Consider the following 17204-nt stretch of genomic DNA (forward strand, 5'->3'; position numbering starts at 1 on the left):
TCCAGCAATGTTCAAGCATGCCCGGCGGGAAAGACTCCCGAAGAACAGGCCGCGCCTATAGGTCAGGACGGGTTCGGGGTCAACGGGGCGGAATCGGTTTGGTCACGCAAGCCCTGGAGTTAACCGGGCCGAAACCGTCGTCGCCATATGCGCTGCCTATGCACCTGTCTCGAACATCGTGGCAACTGCCTCCGGTTGCCCTCACACTAGCGATCGCAGCACTGGCGCACGCCGCGCTTTGGTCGTTTCGGGCCGAGGACGTGGATACCTTCCTGATCCCGTGGTTCGACCACATTCGTTCGACGGGCGTCATCGACGCGTTTGCGACCCCCTTCAGCAACTATACGCCGCCATATCTATACTTGCTAGCGCTGGTCACCCCGCTAGGTGCCGTGCTGCCAGGCCTCACGGTACTGAAGCTCCTATCGATGCTGGGTACCGCCTCGCTCGCGGGCGCCTTGTGGCGCCTCTTCAGCGCGCTCGATGCACCATCGCCCCAGCGCGCCGCAGCGCTGGTCCTGATCCTGCCGTCGACGCTGCTCAACGCCCCTTTGCTCGCACAGTGCGACGCGATGTGGGCTGCCGCTTGCGTGATGGCGTTGGCGATGGCCGTCGAGCGCCGCCATGCGTCGATGCTCGCCTGGCTTGGCCTGGCGATCGCGTTCAAATTGCAGGCCGCATTCTTCGGGCCGTTCGTGATCGCACTGCTCTTGAACCGGCGTGTCGGCGTGCATCTATGGCTCATCGCCCCCGCCACCGCGTTCGCAACTTTACTACCGGCTTGGGCGGCGGGCTGGCCGATCGCCGACCTGCTGACGATCTACGTTCGCCAAACAGGCCATTTCGACCTGCTTTCGCTGAACGCGCCAAATCCTTGGATCATCGTGCAAGCCCTGCCCGTCCTTCAGGACCTCCCCTTACAGGGCCTCGCCATGGCGATCGCGATCGGCGGAAGCGTCGCGTACATCGCGTGGCTAGCTTCACGCCGAGTCGGGCCGGATCTCATCCTGCCCGCGGCGCTGTTGGCGCCATTGCTTCTGGTCGGCACATTGCCGCGCATGCACGAGCGTTATTTCTTCCTCGCCGATATTCTCGCCTTTGCACTCGCGGTAACGATGCGAAATCGAGCGGGGTGGTCGATCGCTGCTCTCGTACAGATTGGCTCGAGCCTGGCGATCCTCGGCTATGTGTTCGACACGCAGGCGCTTTCTATGCTCGGCGCCGTCGCCATGATCGTCGCGACCTGCCGGACGGCGAAGCTTGCAACCCGATCAATAGACAACCGAACCGCGGAAACATCCTCGCCCATTCCCCGCGCGGCCATCGCCCGCCCCGCCACGACCGGCGGCGAGGTCTTCAGCGCTAGCGCCTGACCGACGACGTCGCGATAGCCGTTAGCAGCGCCTTCTCGAAACGTGCGGGATCTTCGACTTGCGGCGAGTGGCCCAGACCTTCGAGCATGACGAGGTTCGCATTCGGCATCTGCTTCACCGCACGCGGTGCGACCGCCGGGATCGCTTCCAAGGACTTGCGCAGGTTCGCCGGCGCCTGCGCGCGGCCGAAGGCGGTCTTGTCGAGTGTGCCGATGATGAGGGTGGTCGGCGGGGTGATCCGGTAGAGTTCGTGCGCGACCGGCTGCGTCTTGATCATCTCGCTGGTCTTGGCCTGGGCGAGCGCGACGGTATCGCGGCCCGGCCCTTGGTACATCCCCGCCTGCATCCAGACCCAACGGTCGTAGGCCGGCTTCCAAACACCGTGATAATAGTTTTCGAGCTGATACGCCTTGATCGACGCGTAGCTCGTCCTCTTCTCCCCCGCCCAGAGCGTGTCGACGTCGGTGTAGGGCACGCCCTCCTCGCCGCGATCCTTCAGGCCGAGCGGATTGACGAGGACCAGCTTCTCGACCGACGCCGGGTAGAGAATAGCGTAGCGCATCGCGAGCATGCCCCCCATCGAATGCCCGACGATCGTCGCCCGCGTGATGCCGCGCGATTCGAGCAGTCGCTTGGTGAACGTCGCCAGCATCTCGAAACTATACTGCGCCGCGCGGGGCTTGGACGATTTGCAGAAGCCGATCTGGTCGGGAACGATTACGCGGTAGCCGACCTCGCTCAGCGCCCGCACCGTGCTGCCCCAGGTCGCGCCGCAGAAATTCTTGCCGTGGAGCAGGACGACGGTGCGGCCATTGGGACGCTGTGGCGCGATGTCCATGAACGCCATCTGCGCAGGGCTGCCGACGATATCGACCTCCATCGTCTGGACCGGCCACGGGTAGGTGAAGCGTTCGAGCTGCGGCCCGAGGTCGGGCACCTGCGGTACCGGCGCCGCCCCCATGAGCAGTGCCGCTATCGGCATCGCCAGCATCATCAATCCCGCCTGCATACGATTACGCTTTCCTACATCCCACGATACGGCGTACGGTTAACGGGCAAACACGACCGCGCGCAACGCATCATCCTCATGATAACGAATTGCACGCGAGGCGCTTGCCCTTCGCGAAAACGCTGGGTAAGGGGCGCGTCCGTGTAGGAGTGTAGCTCAGTTGGTTAGAGCGTCGGTCTCCAAAACCGAAGGCCCTCGGTTCGAATCCGAGCACTCCTGCCACCCCCATTAAATTCAAAATTTGAAGCGCACCGTTTCGGACGGTGCATTCGCACGTACATCACGATTGCAGAAAGTGCATTTCGCAATGCACTTTTCGCAATTGCTCTATCCGGTGCTGCGATGCACAACGATCAGGCCTTTCAGGCATCCTCTCCTAAAAACTTTCATGGCCGGTCTCGTACCGGCCTTTTTTTTCGTCCGCGTTCGGCGTACACCCTGCGTGCCGTCGTCAAGCCGAACGATAAATAGAAACCGTGGGAGCGGAGCCGCCGGTCAAACCGGCACCGGCAAGACGATCGTGCGGGGGATCGAGTGACCCAAGCGCTCTCCCCCGCCACTTCTCCGGCCGCCACTTCTCCGGTCACCGCCCTCCGCTCTTCCGGTACGAACCCCGCCCCCCTCCTGCCGCGCACTTGCTTTCACCTGTGACGGCAGCTATCTGCCGCGCTTCCGACAGCGAGGACGGACCTGCCGTCGCGGCCCTTCACAGGGAGCGGCTAGTGGGTCTATGCCTCGCATCTCAGTTTCTCAATCAGCGGGTTCGAAGAACATCGTGGCGAAGACGTCCCCCCTCGAATTCATCCAGCAGGTCCGCACCGAGACCGCGAAGGTCACGTGGCCGACGCGTCGCGAGACGGTTATGACCGGCGTGATGGTGGTGATCATGACGACGATCCTCGCGCTGTTCTTCCTGGGCGTCGACTCGATCCTGCAAGCGATCGTCTCCGCTCTCCTCAAACTCGCTCAGTAAGCAAGGTTCCGTCATGGCGCGCTGGTACATCATTCACGCCTATTCGGGCTTCGAGGGCAAGGTCCGCGACTCGATCATGGCCGAGGCGACCCGGATGGGTCTCGAACAGCTCGTCGAGCAGATCGAAGTCCCGACCGAAACCACCACCGAAGCCCGTCGCGGCAAGAAGATCGCGGTCGAGCGCAAGTTCATGCCGGGCTACGTGCTCGCCAAGCTGAACATGAACGACGACGTGTATCACCTGGTGAAGAACACGCCGAAGGTGACGGGCTTCCTCGGCAGCATGGGCAAGCCGCAGGCGATCAGCGAGGCGGAAGCCACGCGGATGCTGAACAGCAAGGAAGAAGCCGCCGCTGCGCCCAAGCAGAAGGTCAAGGTCGATTACGAGATCGGCGATCAGGTCAAGGTCCTCGACGGCCCGTTCGCGACCTTCAACGGGCTTGTGGAAGAACTCGACTTCGACCGCAGCCGCGTCAAGGTTTCGGTCTCGATCTTCGGGCGTGCGACGCCGGTCGAGCTCGAGTTCGAGCAGGTCGAAAGAAGCAAGTAAGGCCAAGCCGCACGCGATTAGCCACTGGGGCTAATCGCGAGACGGCGCCAGCCCGGCCGGCGGGCCAAAGCCCGGCCGACGACGCGGGATTTACTCCCGCGTCTCGCATGGTTGTGAACCAACGCCAATCCCACAGACTCCCGCCGACCATTGACCGAATTACGGCATTGCCGTACATCTCGCACAATGCATACGGTGGTCGAGACCAAAGCGTATCTCTCAGCCGCCGATGACGTCGGCATGACGGACGACGAGCGCGTCGCGATCGTCTCGACACTCTCCGCCAACCCCCAGATCGGTGAGGTCATGCCCGGTTGCGGTGGCGCGCGAAAGCTTCGCGTGAGAAAGCCGGGTACCGGCAAATCGGGCGGCTACCGCGTGATTACCTATTATGCGGGTGACGCCCTGCCCGCCTTCTTGCTGACCGTGTTCGGCAAGACCGAGAAGGCAAGCCTGACCAAGGCCGAGCGCAATGCTCTGGCGACATTGATCGGCACGCTGGCGGCAAGCCTGACGCGGGGCCCCGCCAGCGACGCCCGAGCCGACAGCACCAATACGCCCACGTCACGGAGGACATGATGAAGAGCGCATTCGACAAGATCGTAGCAGGACTGGAAGACGCGATCGCGTTCGCCGATGGCGATACGGATCGCGGGCGGGTGGCGACGGTGGACGTCCGTGCCGTGCGGGCAGCGACCAAACTGACGCAAGGCGCGTTCGCCGAAACCTATCGCTTCCCGGTCGGCACGCTGCGCGACTGGGAGCAAAGGCGCCGCCTGCCGGATACCGGATCGGCTACGCTGCTCAGGATGATCGCGGTCGATCCGAAGGGGGTCGAGGCGATCATTGCGAAAGTGCGATAAGGTCATTTAGGGCGAGTGGGATACAAAAATATCCCGACTGCCTCGACAAAACGACCTCAAGATCAATCGGCCGCCACTTGCGGGATCGTGACGACACCGCCATCGTGCAACCGCACAGTTCCGCAAGCTCTTAGGCCGAGGCGAGTATGTTACCCGACGAAATTCAAGCGGCGCAGCGAAATGTTCGAACCGATGCATACCAGATGTCAGTTGGTGAACTAGTAAATTTGTACGAAACAGGGGAACTTATAGTTGACCCCGAGTTTCAGCGCTTATTCCGTTGGGAGCCTGGGCAGAAATCAAAGCTCATCGAGTCGATGTTGCTTGGAATTCCATTACCTTCAATATTCGTGTTCGAAACGGCGGATGCGAAGTGGGAGTTAGTAGACGGCCTTCAAAGGCTTTCCACGATACTGGAATTTATGGGAAAGCTCCGAGATCCGGATGGTTCACTGCGAGCTCCGTCAATTTTGGAAGCTACTCGCTATCTGCCATCACTGCACAACACAGTGTGGGAAGAGAATCAGAGAATCGATGTTCCGATTGACGAGCAGCGGGTATTGGAAAAAGCGCAACAGATAGCTGTTCGCCGATCGCGACTAAGCGTCGAGATTTTGAAGCGCCCCAGCGATGATGCAACCAAGTTTGATCTTTTCCAAAGATTGAACTCGGGGGGAACCGTAGCGAATCCTCAGGAACTGCGCAACTCTATTGTTTTAATGGTCAGTAGTAGTTACTTCAGGAGTATAAAGGCGGCAGCCGAGAGCCAACCCTTCCGGTCAATCATTGGGGTGAAAGACGAAGGAGAGCAGAAGCAGCGCCACATCGAATTTGCAATGAGATTTTTGGTTCATACCTTTGTACCATATCCGGGCAAGTTAGATGTGGAGGAGTATATTGACGAAGGCATCATTGTACTTGCTAGACAAAATCAATCAGATAGGGATAGCAGCCTGATACTGGATGTCTTTTCGCTCTTGTTCAATGCGGCAGGGGCTGATGCGCTAAGACGAGAAGAGGGAGACCGCCACGTTGGCCGAGTCGGCAACGTGGCCGTTGAAGCAATAGCAGTTGGCGTTGCCAGAAATATCGAATTAATCAAAGCATTAGATGATCCAATTTCTTTTGTTCGAGAAAAAATTGGGACTTTCTGGCGAGACAACATAGCGCAACAGTTTTTCTCTTCGGGTGTTCGGGGTACCTCACGTATCGAAAACACGGTTCCACTCGGGGAGCGTTGGTTTAAGCCGTGAGTAAACCATATTCGGAAAATGAGCTATATGACCAACTCGCCTCCGACAGAACGTGGCGCGTCAAAGAGATCAGCGATCTTAAAAACGCAATACGAACAGCCGACACAGCTGGGCAGCGAGTGCTGCTCCGATCCTTGGTAGCCATTGCGTACGCTCATTGGGAAGGCCATATTAGATACTCATCTTATAAGTATCTCTTGCACATCTCCCTTCGAAAGCTCCCGCTGGCGTCTCTCGAAAAACAATTCCTCAAAAACTTTTTTTACAGTCAATTTAACTCCCAGGCTCACAGCAGCTTAAAGGCAAAAGGGGAATTGATTGATAAAATTATGTCATCGGATGCTATTCGTTATGCTCGCGTAAATGAGGATCTCATCAATACTAAATCAAATCTGAATTTCGAGACATTCAGTGAGATTTGCGCCGTCTGCGGGCTTGATCCAGGTAGCTTTGCAGAAGAAGAAAACTTTGTTGACGTCATCTTACTTAAGCGAAGAAACGCGATCGCTCATGGCGAGGAAACGTTCGTCGATTTAGACGATCTTGACGACCTAAGTGACCGTACGATCAAACTGATGCGACGTTTCAGCGACGACCTTTCCAATCGCGCTACGCTAAAATCGTATCTCGTGTCGGCGGTGTAATTGCTGGCGATTTGGGCCAGCTTCTACGCGATGGATATTTGCGAATGGTCTAGTCGAGGATAATACCTTTTAAGGATGGCATGGCAATTTTCCGACGAAAACCCTTAGCTGTGACACAGTGCTGCCTTTGATGCAGAGGCAAGGCTAAATGGCGTGGCAAGCATCCGCGTAAGGAATGCCTTAAAGTTGCCGTTCGGCTATTTCTCAAGACACTCTGACCCCTTTCAGCCCCTTCAACCGCCATCCACCGAACAGCGCAACATTCGGATCGTGCGCCACCTTCGTCGGGTCGGCCTTGCTCCAGCCGGTGACCTGATCGAGCGCGGGCAGGCGTACCGGGTTTTGCGCCGGATACGGGTTGGTCAGCGTCGGTTCGCCGCGTTCGTTGCGGGCGGCTTCGGCGAGGTCGAAGGCTTCGCGGTCGCGGGCTTGGCGGGCTTCGTACATCGCCGACAGGCGGTAGCTGTGGGCTTCGCTCGATTCTCCGCGGCGGCGCTTGATGTGCGGCGGCTCCTCCTGGAGGTGGACCGTCTTGGCGTGGAGGTGGAGGAGTTGCAGCGCCTGGTTCGCGGTCATCGGCGGGATCGGCGGGGGATCGTTGTGGCGCCACTCGTCATGGTCGTGCGCGCCGGGCAGGATGCTGGCGAGTAGCGCTGCCTCGACCTGTTCGTAGCCAAGTTCCAGCGCGAGGCGCATTTCGCGGGCGAAGGCGGGGCTGGCTTTGCGGCGGGCGTAGAAGGCGGAGTGGCTGAAGCCGGCGGCGGCGGCCGAGAGGCGGACGTTGGCGGTGGCGGAGAGCGCGGTGAGGAAGGCTTGCTCGGCGGCGTGACCCAGGCGGTTGGCGGGCGGGCGGCGGAGCTGGAGGCGGCCGTTGGCGGTTCTTGTCGTGGTGGGCGTGATGTCGGTGCGTCGCGGTTGGGGCGAGCCCCCTCCACCCCCGGCCTCTGGTCGGCGGTCCCCCTCTGCGTTCCGGGGAGGATCTTTAAGGGCTGCGGAGGCGAAGGCCAGCGCGGCGTCCCATTTGGCGGCGAAGGCGGGGTGGGCGGCGCGGCGCTTGGTGAAGGTGGAGCGGTTGTAGCCTAGCGTGCTGGCGGCTTCGCGGGCGTTGCCGGTGCGGCGGAGGGCTGCGAGGAACACGGCGTTCTGGGCGGCCTGGCGGCGGGTGAACCGGTCGGGGGTGAAGGGGCGCGCCATCGCTAGTGGGTCTGCCTCGATATCCTACATTGCAAGGGGGCTTGTGCTGGGTGCGGCGGGGCAGAGAATGTTTCCCCGCGAAGGCGGGGATCCAGTCTGGGCTCCCGCCTTCGCGGGAGAACAAGGAAGCGGGCGATGGGAGTCGTTAGGAAGGGATTGTTCACGCAAAGGCGCGAGGGCGCGAAGGGAAGTGAGAAGAAGTAGATTCGGGGTTCGCGCGGAGGCGCGGAGACGCGGAGGAGAAGGGCGCGGCGAAGAAGGGGGAAGCGGGTGTTGCCGCTTTGCGGGTTTTGGGGTATGCGCGCCGGCTTCCACCTTCATTGTTGGAATTGCGGGAGGTTGCCGACACGGTAGCCGCCATCACCGCTAGACTCACCGGGCGAGGCGCTGTTGCGCTCAAAGCCCAATATAAGAGAGTGACATGGCTAAAAAGATTACCGGATACATCAAGCTGCAGGTGCCTGCAGGCGAGGCAAAGCCTGCGCCGCCGATCGGGCCTGCGCTGGGTCAGCGCGGCGTCAACATCATGGAGTTCTGCAAGGCGTTCAACGCCGGCACGAGCGAACTGAAGAAGGGCATGCCGATCCCGACCGTCATCACGGTCTATGCGGATCGCTCGTTCTCGTTCGAGACCAAGACCCCGCCTGCCTCGTACCTGATCAAGGAGGCCGCCGGTCTCAAGTCGGGTTCGAAGGAGCCGGGCAAGGTCGTCGCCGGCAAGATCAAGCGCAGCCAGCTGAGCGAGATCGCCACGACGAAGATGAAGGACCTCAACGCCAACGATATCGACGCTGCGACGAAGATCATCGAAGGCAGCGCCCGCGCAATGGGCCTCGAAGTGGTGGAGGGCTGAGATCATGGCTAAGCTGAGCAAGAAGCAGAAGGCCGTCACGGTCGACCTCGTCAAGCTGCACGGCATCGACGAGGCCATCGGTCTCGCACGGTCGGGCGCCACGTCGAAGTTCGACGAGACGATCGAAGTCGCGCTGAACCTGGGCGTCGATCCGCGTCACGCAGACCAGATGGTCCGCGGCGTCGTCACGCTGCCCAAGGGCACCGGCAAGACCGTCCGCGTCGGCGTGTTCGCCCGCGGCGCGAAGGCTGAAGAGGCACTCGCAGCAGGCGCAGACGTCGTCGGCGCCGAAGACCTGATGGAAATCATCCAGGGTGGCACGATCGATTTCGATCGCTGCATCGCGACCCCGGACATGATGGGCATCGTCGGTCGCCTCGGTAAGGTGCTGGGTCCCAAGGGCCTGATGCCGAACCCGAAGCTCGGCACGGTGACGATGAACGTCGCCGCCGCGGTTCAGGCGGCCAAGGGCGGCCAGATCGAATACCGCGTCGAGAAGGCCGGCATCATCCATTCGGGCATCGGCAAGGCGTCGTTCCCGGCGGAAGACCTGCGCGCGAACTTCGACGCACTGGTCGACGCAGTGGTCAAGGCGAAGCCGACCGGCGCCAAGGGCAAGTACGTCCAGAAGGTCGCGATCTCGTCGACCATGGGTGCGGGCATCAAGGTCGACACGGCTGAAGTTGCTGGCGCCTGAGCCGCACGTGGCTAGCGCGAGCTAGTCACGAGACGGCGAAAGCGCGGCCGGCGCGGGCAACCGCGACCGACGAGGACGGGATTTACTCCCGTCCTGCCGCTGCGATTTGAGAAGGGCCGGGAGCGATCCCGGCCCTTCTTGCGTGTGGAGCAGACCGGTCGTTCGACGAACACCCCCTTCCCCACTCCCGTCATCCTGACGGAAGTCAGGACCCAGGGTTACGGACGGTGCCCCATGTGGCTCTGGGTCCTGACTTTCGTCAGGATGACGAGTAGTGCGTGATCCGCCCGAACGGCACCGAGGCTTGCTTACCCGCGAAGGCGGGGATCCAGACTGGGCTCCAGCCTTCGCGGGAGAACAAGGAAGCGTGGCCCGCCCGCGATCACACGCGCCACCCGAGCACCTCAACTTGACTCCCCCGCATATTCCGCTAAGCGGCACCTTCGTTCGGCGGGCTTGCTCGTCGAACTCCGTCCGAGACAGTGGGTGCACAGGGTTTGCCGGTGCTTAATCTCCCACCTAGACGGGGAATGAGATTTTGTCGGCCCATCTGCGCGCCGCCCCTCTCCCATGCCCCATCGACGAGACACCCCGGAAGCGCGGGTTTGTCTGCGCCTCCGGTTAGTAACCGGGTCCACTGCGCAAGCGGTGAACTCGTAAAACGTGGAGAATGGCATGGATCGTGATCAAAAGACCGCGGCCGTAGCCGAGCTGAACCGCACCTTTTCCGAGGTCGGCGTCGTCGTTGTCACGCGCAACCTCGGCCTGACCGTCGCACAGTCCACTGTGCTGCGGAACAAGATGCGCGATGCCGGCGCGACCTACAAGGTCTCGAAGAACAAGCTTGCCAAGATCGCAATGGACGGCACCGACTACAGCTCGCTGGGCGACATGCTCACGGGTCCGGTCGGTCTGGCCAGCTCCATCGATCCCGTCGCGGCCGCCAAGGTGGTCGTGGAATTCGCGAAGACGAACGACAAGTTCGAAATCGTGGGTGGGGCGATGGGCGCGACGACCCTCGACGTCGACGGTGTGAAGGCGCTCGCAACGCTGCCCTCGCTGGACGAACTGCGTGCCAAGATCGTTGGCCTCATCGTGGCACCCGCCACGAAGCTGGCAACGATCACGCAGGCTCCGGCAGCGCAGCTCGCGCGCGTGCTTTCCGCCTACGCGGAGAAGGAAGCCGCCTGATCTTGCAGGCCTTTCGTTACCTTTTTGAACTGATGGGGCATGAGCCCCGAGATGGAGATTTATCATGGCAGACCTGAACGCGCTCGTTGAGAGCCTGAGCGAACTGACCGTTCTCGAAGCAGCTGAGCTTTCGAAGCTGCTCGAAGAGAAGTGGGGCGTTTCGGCCGCAGCAGCGGTCGCAGCACCGGCAGCAGGCGGCGGCGCCGCTGCTCCTGCAGCAGAAGAGCAGACCGAATTCGACGTCATCCTGACCGGCGACGGTGGCAAGAAGATCAACGTCATCAAGGAAGTCCGTGCGATCACCGCGCTCGGCCTCACCGAAGCCAAGACGCTGGTCGAGTCGGCTCCCAAGGCCGTCAAGGAAGGCGTGTCGAAGGACGAGGCCGCCAAGATCAAGGCGCAGCTCGAAGCAGCCGGTGCGACCGTCGAGGTCAAGTAAGCCGCAGCGGGAGAGACGATTTAGCTTAGGCTAAGTCGCATTCCCGCAAGGCCGGCCGGCGGTGCCTGCACCGACCGACGAAGCAGGGGCTTTGCCCCTGCTGGCCGCAGCTAAGAAAAAGGGCGGCCCCAGCGATGGGGTCGCCCTTTTTCGTATGCGGGAAGATCACTCCGTAAACCCCACCCCGGCGAAGGCCGGGGCCCAGTTGAGAAACGGGGGTAGCGAAACGCTGCACGCTATCACGCTGGCTTTCCCACCTGGGCCCCGGCCTTCGCCGGGGTGGCACCATGAGGATCAGACTGTCCGAGCTTCAAACTGTGCCGCGTCGAGCGTCCGCTTACTCACCACACCCAGATCGCGAGGCCGCACGGTCCAGCCCTGCCAGGTCAGCCCGGTCCTCGACCCAACGAACAACGCCGACCCGACCAAGCCTGCGAACAGCCCGACCCACAGCGCATCGAAGATCATCAGCGCCCAGACGATCGGCAGCGGCTGACCCAGGGCCAGTTTGTGGTTCACCATGTGCAGCAACTGCGACGGCGCAAAGGCGATGGCCGCGAGGACGCAGAGCAGGATCGCGGCGGGCAGGAGCGAGGTCATCGCCCGCTTTGCCGTCACCGATCGGTCTTCCAGCAACGCGCCGACGACGTAGATCAGAATACCCGCCTGAATGACCGCCGAGACGATCTTGAACGGAATGCCGATCGCAATCGACAGACCCTGCTTGCCCAGCCATTCGAACGGCAGCGCCAGTGCGTAGCCGAGCAGCAAGCCACCCACGACCTTGACCAGAACAAGCGGCGGCACGAGCAGCGTGCGGCGGACGGACCCGACCGACCAGAATCGCGCGGTGGCGAGAATGGCGATGATGAACCCCGCCACCTTCACATAACCAAAGCTCCAGCGCAGCGGATCGTTGGCGAGCGCGCGGAACCGGTCGACCGAGTCGAACATCCCCAGATGGATCTCGCCGATATGTTGCAGGAATTCCGGCACGACAGCGATCGCCAGTATCAGCGGCGCCATGACGACCATATGTCCGCCATGCCGATAGGTCTCGACCATCGCGCGCCCGACGCTGCGGAACGCACCAAGGATTCCCACGTCCGTCCGGCGTGTGTTGTCACTGTCGGTCATGCATCTTCCCCCTCTTGCGTAAAACTCAGGATCTCGCCCGGCTGGCAGTCGAGCACGCGGCAGAGCGCCTCCAGCGTCGAGAAACGGATCGCTTTCGCCTTGCCTGTCTTCAGGATCGACAGGTTTGCCATCGTGATGTCGACGGTCTGCGACAGCTCGGTCAGCGTCATGCCGCGCGCGGCGAGCACGGCGTCGAGCGTGACGATGACGGGCATCAGACGGTCATCGCCAGATCGTCGCGCATCGCCGCGCCGAGCCGGAACACGCGGGCGAGCACGAAGATCATCACCACGCCGATCCATCCGGTGAAACCGGGAACCCACGTCGCATGTTCGACGCCGATGCGGTCGAGCATCAGCACGATTGCGCCGAAGACGAGGTCCAGCACCTGGATAGCGCACAACGCCCAACCGATCCTCTGAAGCCGGTCGGCATTGGCGACGACGAACGGATCACCAGCGCGCACGGTCTCGACGATCGCCAGCAGGCGACTGAAAAGCTGGTAGACGGCAGCGCAGACAGCGATGCTTATCACCGCAACGATGCGGAGGTACGCGACCGTCTCGGCGACGTGCTGGCCGTGATATTTGGCGGAAATCTGGGTTGTGAGCGCGTCGCCGAACACGAACGACAAGATGATCGCGATCACGAAACCGATAGCGACCACCAAGTTCAACCAGTGCGCAAACCGTACAAGTCCGCTCGCGATGCCTAGAAATCGATCCTGCATGCCACCCTCCGCTTATCGAAAAACGATATGTATCGTTTATCGATAAACGTCAAGCGTGCGGTTTCTGCTGTCCGGTGCGCCTAGCGTTCGAACTCGGCACCGTGGGGGCGAACGGCAACGGTCGTGAACATGCGCGCGGGCGCGTCGAGCCAGAACGGGGCGAGCTTTGCGGAGTCGACGCGTTCGATGCCGACGACCCAGGCGCGCGCCGTCTGGGCGTCGTCGCCGGCGGTGGCGTAGAGGATGTTGGTGGCGACGACGGGGACGAACATCGGGCGGTCGGCGGCGGTCATCGTCTGGATCGCGTCGCGGGCGATGGCCACGACGGTGCGGATGGTGCGCGATTCGCCGGGTGCCAGCGCGAAGGGCGGCGTGGTCGGGCGACCGATCGGGGCGGCATTGAACCGGGCGAGATCGGTGTCCTGACCTGCGTGCGCGGTAAGGAGGGCGACGCCGGTGCGGACCGCCTCGGCTGGCGCAGTGCCGGCGTTGGTGACGACGAGTTCGCACTCGACGGTGGCGCTGAGGAGGTTGAGGCCGGCGCGCAAGGGGCGGAGATCGCAGGTGACGCGGGCTCGGGGGGCCGCTGGCGGCGGCGGGGGCGTTTTTGCACGGGGTTCGAGGAATTTCGGCGCAGCGATCGCGGTCGCGGGGACTGCTGCGACGGCAGGTGCTGCCGGCGTGGCTTTGGGCTCCACTGGGGTGGCGGCGGCGGCGGCGGGACGCGCAACGGGTTCGGGTGCGGCGGGCTCCGGTGTGGGCTCGGCGACGGTTTCGAGCTCCATTTGGTCCTGACGACGGCCGCGAGGTTTGCGGCGGAGTACCCACAGTGCGGCGAGCACCACGACGATGACGGCGAGCGACAGCCAGAGCGGCATCGCCCTGCCCGTCTCCGGCGCGGCGATCGTCGGTTGCGAGGTCGGCGCGGGCGTCGCATCGGGTACGGTTTGCGGCGCGGGCTGCGGGGCTGCATCGGTAACCGGTGCCTCGGTCGGCGGCGGGGCCACCGTTGGCTCGGGTGCAGGTGTCGCTACCGGGGCAGGCTCGGCTACCCGGGCAGACTCGGCCGAGGTCGACGACCGTGCGGCGTCCGTGGCGTTGCGGGTCCGCGTTTCCGGTTCGTTGCGCGCGGCGGGACGTTCGGTCTTTGCCGCATTGGTCTTTGCCGCATTGGTCTTTTCGGTAGCAGGCTTATCCGTAGGGCGCGGGCTCGGCGTGCGCTGCGGTGTCGGCGTCTCGGTGGGCAGGACTATCTTCGGCGCGTCGGGGATCGGGACGGTCGCGTTGGTCTGCGGCGCGGGGTTCGCCAGCCCTTCCAGTCCGCGAACGGGCGCGGTCTGCTCGGTCTGCGCCAGCGCCGGGCTCGCCGACGCGAGCATCGTCATGGTGGCGAGCAGGGCGGCCAAGGCCCCGCGGTCGGTCGTCATCGTCGAAAATCCCCTGCGCGCGGTCGTCGCGTCGTTGTGGGCGGGGGAGGCTGAACACGGCCCTACGGCAACCCGCGATGCGACGAGGCGCACCTGGGTAGCGGTGAGACGTGGGTGGGGTTGTGGTGGGGGTGGCCGATCGGGGGGCGGTGTGGCGTTCGTCGATGTAGTTGCCTTTGCCGCAGAGTGGGCGCCGAAGTAGCGGACACACAGCTGCGGTTTCGCGTGCCTCCCCCTCCGTCTGGCAAGGGCCAGCCACCTCCCCCTGGCGGGGGAGGATTAGTGGGATCGGGCGGGCGGCGGGCTCAACTTGCCGCGGGGTTGCCCTATTCTCGACACCGGTACAGGCCATCGGGAATGCTTCCGACGACGAGATCGCCCGTGATGATGCTTCGATTTCTTCCGTTCTGCGCGCTGGCAGCCGCCCTCGTGCCCGTGGCTGCGCGGGCCGACCCTGCGCCGTTCGACCTGACCGGGCCGACCCTGCGCGTCGCCGTGACGCATGGGACGACGACGCTGCCGATCGCGCGGGTGCCCAAGCTCGCGACCGGCGACCGCGTGTCGATCGCGGCGGATCTGCCAACCGGCAAGAAGGACGATGGCGCGCGCTATCTGCTGGTCGCGGCATTCCTGCGGGGTGCGACCGAGCCGCCGCCGAAATCGTGGTTCTTCAAAGCCGAGACGTGGAAAGAGAAGAAGAACGCGCTCGCGTTGAAGGTGCCGGAGGGCGCGCGGCAACTTGTCGTGTTCCTGGTGCCGGAGAGCGGCGGGTTCGATGCGGTCGTGTCGGCGGTGCGCAAGCAGCCGGGAGCGTTCGTGCGCGCGGTGCAGGATCTCGACCAGGCGTCGCTCGATCGCGCGCGGCTCGATGCGTTTCTCGACGGGATCCATGCGCTGGAGCGGACGCGGCCCGAGCGGATCGAGGCGGTGTCGCCGTTGCTGTCGCGCAGTCTGGCAATCAAGCTGAAGGCGGAATGCCTCGATCTGGCGGCGGATCTGCAAGCCTCCTGCCTGACGCAAAGCCGCGATTCGCTGGTGCTGGCGGATGGGCAGAGTTCGACGCTGGCGGATACGCTGGTGGGTGCGCCGACCGATCTGGCATTGCAGTTGAGCGCGACGCCGGAGGGCGGGCTTGGGTATTACAGCCCGTATATCGGCGTGGTGCGCGATCTTGCGAAGATCTTCGGCGCGTTCCAGTCGACGCAGTTCCGGTATATTCCGGCGCTGGCGCGGGCGCATGACGATCGGCTGGCGCTGTTGCTGAATGCGGCGCCGTCGTTTGCGAGCCCGAAATCGGTGATGGTGGTCGCGATGCCGGTGATCGAGACGGGCGCGCCGCAGACTCCGACGATGCGGCGGGCGGAGGCGGACCGACTGGTCTGTGCGGCGCGGCCCGACCTGGTTCTGCCGGTCGAGGGGGCGCCGCTGATCTATGCGACGAAGTTTGCGCACGACATGAGCTTGCGCGTGACGACGCCGCAGGGTGGCGTGGTCGAACTGCCGGTGCAGGCGGATGCCGAGCGTGGCGGGTATGTGCTCGATCAGGTCGGCATGCGGACCGCCGGGCTTGGCAGCGTGACCGATGCGACGTTGCATGGCCGCTGGGGGTTCACGCCGTTCGACGGGCCGCGGTTTCGGTTGCAGGTGCCGCGCGCCGGTGGATGGACGATGGTCGATACCGATCCCGAGAGCCTGGTCGTGGGCCGCGACAATGCGGTGGCGCTGGCCGGGCCGACGCCGAGTTGCGTTGAGGCGGTGACGCTGGTGAGCGATGCGGGTCAGGTGCCGCTCGCGTGGACGACGACGGGGGATCGGATCGGGCTGACCCTGCCGCTGGCGAAGACCGCGCCGGGGAAACTGTCGCTGCTGGTGAAGCAATATGGCGTCGAGGCGCCGGACAAAATCGCGCTGACCGCGCTCGCCGAGGCGGGGCGGATCGATGGCCTGACGCTCTACGCGGGCGATACTGCGGGGACGCTGGCGGGGACGCGGCTGGATCTGGTGGCGTCGATGACCGTGGACGGCGTGGCGTTCAAGCCGGGTGAGGTCGTGCGGGCCGACAAGGTGGATCGGCTGGGGTTGGTCGCGGATACGGCGCCGGCGTTTGCGGCGGGTCAGGCGAAGACGGCGCTTGTCACGTTGACGGATGGGCGAAAGCGGTCGGTGAAGTTCGTCGTCGCGGCGGCGCGGCCGAAGGCGACGCTGATCGCGAAGAGCGTTGCGGTGGCCCCCTCCCCCGGGCTTCCCATCGTGCTGGTCGGGGATACGGCGATCGCGCAGGATGCCCGACTGACGTTTTCGCTGCGCGCCGAGGGTACGCGGTTTTCCGCTGGCGATAGCGTCGAGATCGCGACGGCGGACGGGAAGACGACCACGAGTGTTTCGTCGGGGCGCGGGTTGACCGTGCAGGACGATCGGATCGCAGTGGCGACGGTCGAGCCGGGCAAGGCGCTTGGGGTTTCGGCGCATGGGCCGCTCAAGTGGCGACTGGTGCAGAATGGGGTCGCGGGCGACTGGGTGCCGTTGACGACCCTGGTACGCGTGCCGGGTGTTACCGGGGTGACCTGTGCGGAGGCTTGCACGCTGGCGGGGACGGATCTCTTTTTGATCGAGTCGGTGGCGGCGAATGCGGGGTTTGCGGAGGCGGCTCTGGTGCCGGAGGGGTTTACCGGGGGGGCGTTTGCGGTGCCGAAACCGGTTGGGGGGATGCTGTATCTGCGGTTGCGGGATGATCCAGGGGTGACGGCTACGGTGGCGGTGAAGAGCTAGCGTCCCACCCTGCGATCCTCCCCCGTCAGGGGGAGGTGGCTGGCTCTTGCCAGGCGGAGGGGGAGGTAAGCGAAACCGCCGCTCCGTGTCCTCCCCCTCCGT

General features: G+C 63.5%; 18 protein-coding genes and 1 tRNA gene. 13 read left to right on the top strand and 6 right to left on the bottom strand.

Translation table 11 applies throughout. The features are described 5' to 3' along the window. The first annotated feature begins 98 nt into the window (after window positions 1-98). Window positions 99-1373, top strand: a complete 1275-nt coding sequence (locus H8S47_RS15275) for a hypothetical protein (protein ID WP_187504659.1) — start codon at window positions 99-101, stop codon at window positions 1371-1373. Here H8S47_RS15275 and H8S47_RS15280 read toward each other — a convergent pair. Further along, the gene (locus H8S47_RS15280; RefSeq protein ID WP_235982948.1) at window positions 1363-2382 is read right to left on the bottom strand and encodes an alpha/beta fold hydrolase; all 1020 of its coding nucleotides are present in this window, start codon (window positions 2380-2382) and stop codon (window positions 1363-1365) included. The two genes, H8S47_RS15275 and H8S47_RS15280, sit on opposite strands and share 11 nt — an antisense overlap. 145 nt (window positions 2383-2527) lie before the next feature. Between H8S47_RS15280 and H8S47_RS15285 the strand changes: the two genes are divergently transcribed. The 7 genes from H8S47_RS15285 to H8S47_RS15315 all read left to right on the top strand — a co-directional run bounded on the left by H8S47_RS15285 (window position 2528) and on the right by H8S47_RS15315 (window position 6665). Then, window positions 2528-2604, top strand: a tRNA-Trp gene (locus H8S47_RS15285). A gap of 553 nt (window positions 2605-3157) precedes the next feature. Then, window positions 3158-3355, top strand: a complete 198-nt coding sequence (gene secE, locus H8S47_RS15290) for a preprotein translocase subunit SecE (protein WP_055872665.1) — start codon at window positions 3158-3160, stop codon at window positions 3353-3355. Between the two features lie 13 nt (window positions 3356-3368). After that, a complete protein-coding gene (nusG, locus tag H8S47_RS15295; protein WP_055872668.1) occupies window positions 3369-3905 on the top strand; it encodes a transcription termination/antitermination protein NusG in 537 nt (178 codons plus the stop codon). Between the two features lie 186 nt (window positions 3906-4091). Beyond that, window positions 4092-4484: a type II toxin-antitoxin system RelE/ParE family toxin gene (locus H8S47_RS15300; RefSeq protein ID WP_187504660.1), complete on the top strand. Its 393-nt coding sequence runs from the start codon at window positions 4092-4094 to the stop codon at window positions 4482-4484. Continuing rightward, a complete protein-coding gene (locus tag H8S47_RS15305; RefSeq protein WP_187504661.1) occupies window positions 4484-4768 on the top strand; it encodes a helix-turn-helix domain-containing protein in 285 nt (94 codons plus the stop codon). The genes H8S47_RS15300 and H8S47_RS15305 overlap by 1 nt, the downstream gene beginning before the upstream one ends. 146 nt (window positions 4769-4914) lie before the next feature. Next, entirely contained in the window at window positions 4915-6021 is a 1107-nt protein-coding gene (locus H8S47_RS15310) for a DUF262 domain-containing protein (protein ID WP_187504662.1), read from the top strand. Continuing rightward, complete coding sequence (locus tag H8S47_RS15315) at window positions 6018-6665, top strand: MAE_28990/MAE_18760 family HEPN-like nuclease (RefSeq protein ID WP_187504663.1); 648 nt, start codon at window positions 6018-6020, stop codon at window positions 6663-6665. The genes H8S47_RS15310 and H8S47_RS15315 overlap by 4 nt, the downstream gene beginning before the upstream one ends. Window positions 6666-6869: 204 nt before the next feature. Here the strand turns inward: H8S47_RS15315 and H8S47_RS15320 are convergent, their stop codons facing one another. Then, window positions 6870-7859 carry a hypothetical protein gene (locus tag H8S47_RS15320; protein WP_187504664.1) on the bottom strand — a complete coding sequence of 330 codons (990 nt, stop codon included), beginning with the start codon at window positions 7857-7859 and terminating at the stop codon, window positions 6870-6872. Window positions 7860-8280: 421 nt separating this feature from the next. Between H8S47_RS15320 and rplK the strand changes: the two genes are divergently transcribed. The 4 genes from rplK to rplL all read left to right on the top strand — a co-directional run bounded on the left by rplK (window position 8281) and on the right by rplL (window position 11039). Further along, entirely contained in the window at window positions 8281-8712 is a 432-nt protein-coding gene (gene rplK, locus H8S47_RS15325; protein WP_031392847.1) for a 50S ribosomal protein L11, read from the top strand. 4 nt (window positions 8713-8716) lie between these two features. Next, window positions 8717-9409, top strand: a complete 693-nt coding sequence (gene rplA / locus H8S47_RS15330; RefSeq protein ID WP_136189394.1) for a 50S ribosomal protein L1 — start codon at window positions 8717-8719, stop codon at window positions 9407-9409. A 675-nt stretch (window positions 9410-10084) separates the two neighbouring features. Beyond that, window positions 10085-10600 carry a 50S ribosomal protein L10 gene (gene rplJ / locus H8S47_RS15335; protein WP_055879768.1) on the top strand — a complete coding sequence of 172 codons (516 nt, stop codon included), beginning with the start codon at window positions 10085-10087 and terminating at the stop codon, window positions 10598-10600. A 64-nt stretch (window positions 10601-10664) separates the two neighbouring features. After that, entirely contained in the window at window positions 10665-11039 is a 375-nt protein-coding gene (gene rplL, locus H8S47_RS15340; protein WP_056047577.1) for a 50S ribosomal protein L7/L12, read from the top strand. Window positions 11040-11333: 294 nt separating this feature from the next. On the opposite strand, the gene H8S47_RS15345 is transcribed toward rplL, so the two are convergent. The 4 genes from H8S47_RS15345 to H8S47_RS15360 all read right to left on the bottom strand — a co-directional run bounded on the left by H8S47_RS15345 (window position 11334) and on the right by H8S47_RS15360 (window position 14333). Next, a complete protein-coding gene (locus H8S47_RS15345) occupies window positions 11334-12176 on the bottom strand; it encodes a hypothetical protein (RefSeq protein WP_187504665.1) in 843 nt (280 codons plus the stop codon). Further along, window positions 12173-12391: a helix-turn-helix domain-containing protein gene (locus H8S47_RS15350; protein WP_187504666.1), complete on the bottom strand. Its 219-nt coding sequence runs from the start codon at window positions 12389-12391 to the stop codon at window positions 12173-12175. Before H8S47_RS15350 ends, H8S47_RS15345 begins: the two co-directional genes overlap by 4 nt. Further along, window positions 12391-12906 (bottom strand): DUF2975 domain-containing protein, encoded by a 516-nt coding sequence (locus H8S47_RS15355; RefSeq protein ID WP_187504667.1) that lies wholly within the window; start codon window positions 12904-12906, stop codon window positions 12391-12393. Before H8S47_RS15355 ends, H8S47_RS15350 begins: the two co-directional genes overlap by 1 nt. An 80-nt stretch (window positions 12907-12986) precedes the next feature. Beyond that, window positions 12987-14333 carry a hypothetical protein gene (locus H8S47_RS15360; protein ID WP_187504668.1) on the bottom strand — a complete coding sequence of 449 codons (1347 nt, stop codon included), beginning with the start codon at window positions 14331-14333 and terminating at the stop codon, window positions 12987-12989. Window positions 14334-14720: 387 nt separating this feature from the next. Here H8S47_RS15360 and H8S47_RS15365 point away from each other — a divergent pair, with 387 nt between their 5' ends. Beyond that, entirely contained in the window at window positions 14721-17102 is a 2382-nt protein-coding gene (locus H8S47_RS15365) for a hypothetical protein (RefSeq protein ID WP_235982949.1), read from the top strand. The last annotated feature ends 102 nt before the right edge of the window (window positions 17103-17204 follow it).

The sequence above is a fragment of the Sphingomonas albertensis genome (assembly GCF_014358075.1).
GTDB classification, from domain to species: Bacteria; Pseudomonadota; Alphaproteobacteria; order Sphingomonadales; family Sphingomonadaceae; genus Sphingomonas; species Sphingomonas albertensis.

Bases quoted from the DNA above. Each gene is read 5' to 3' on its own strand.
- nusG (WP_055872668.1), top strand. From the start codon at position 3,369: ATGGCGCGCTGGTACATCATTCACGCCTATTCGGGCTTCGAGGGCAAG.
- H8S47_RS15365 (WP_235982949.1), top strand. From the start codon at position 14,721: ATGCTTCGATTTCTTCCGTTCTGCGCGCTGGCAGCCGCCCTCGTGCCC.
- H8S47_RS15320 (WP_187504664.1), bottom strand. From the start codon at position 7,859: ATGGCGCGCCCCTTCACCCCCGACCGGTTCACCCGCCGCCAGGCCGCC.
- H8S47_RS15310 (WP_187504662.1), top strand. From the start codon at position 4,915: ATGTTACCCGACGAAATTCAAGCGGCGCAGCGAAATGTTCGAACCGAT.
- H8S47_RS15345 (WP_187504665.1), bottom strand. From the start codon at position 12,176: ATGACCGACAGTGACAACACACGCCGGACGGACGTGGGAATCCTTGGT.
- rplJ (WP_055879768.1), top strand. From the start codon at position 10,085: ATGGATCGTGATCAAAAGACCGCGGCCGTAGCCGAGCTGAACCGCACC.
- H8S47_RS15280 (WP_235982948.1), bottom strand. From the start codon at position 2,382: ATGCAGGCGGGATTGATGATGCTGGCGATGCCGATAGCGGCACTGCTC.
- rplK (WP_031392847.1), top strand. From the start codon at position 8,281: ATGGCTAAAAAGATTACCGGATACATCAAGCTGCAGGTGCCTGCAGGC.
- H8S47_RS15355 (WP_187504667.1), bottom strand. From the start codon at position 12,906: ATGCAGGATCGATTTCTAGGCATCGCGAGCGGACTTGTACGGTTTGCG.
- H8S47_RS15305 (WP_187504661.1), top strand. From the start codon at position 4,484: ATGAAGAGCGCATTCGACAAGATCGTAGCAGGACTGGAAGACGCGATC.
- rplA (WP_136189394.1), top strand. From the start codon at position 8,717: ATGGCTAAGCTGAGCAAGAAGCAGAAGGCCGTCACGGTCGACCTCGTC.
- rplL (WP_056047577.1), top strand. From the start codon at position 10,665: ATGGCAGACCTGAACGCGCTCGTTGAGAGCCTGAGCGAACTGACCGTT.
- H8S47_RS15300 (WP_187504660.1), top strand. From the start codon at position 4,092: ATGCATACGGTGGTCGAGACCAAAGCGTATCTCTCAGCCGCCGATGAC.
- H8S47_RS15350 (WP_187504666.1), bottom strand. From the start codon at position 12,391: ATGCCCGTCATCGTCACGCTCGACGCCGTGCTCGCCGCGCGCGGCATG.
- H8S47_RS15360 (WP_187504668.1), bottom strand. From the start codon at position 14,333: ATGACGACCGACCGCGGGGCCTTGGCCGCCCTGCTCGCCACCATGACG.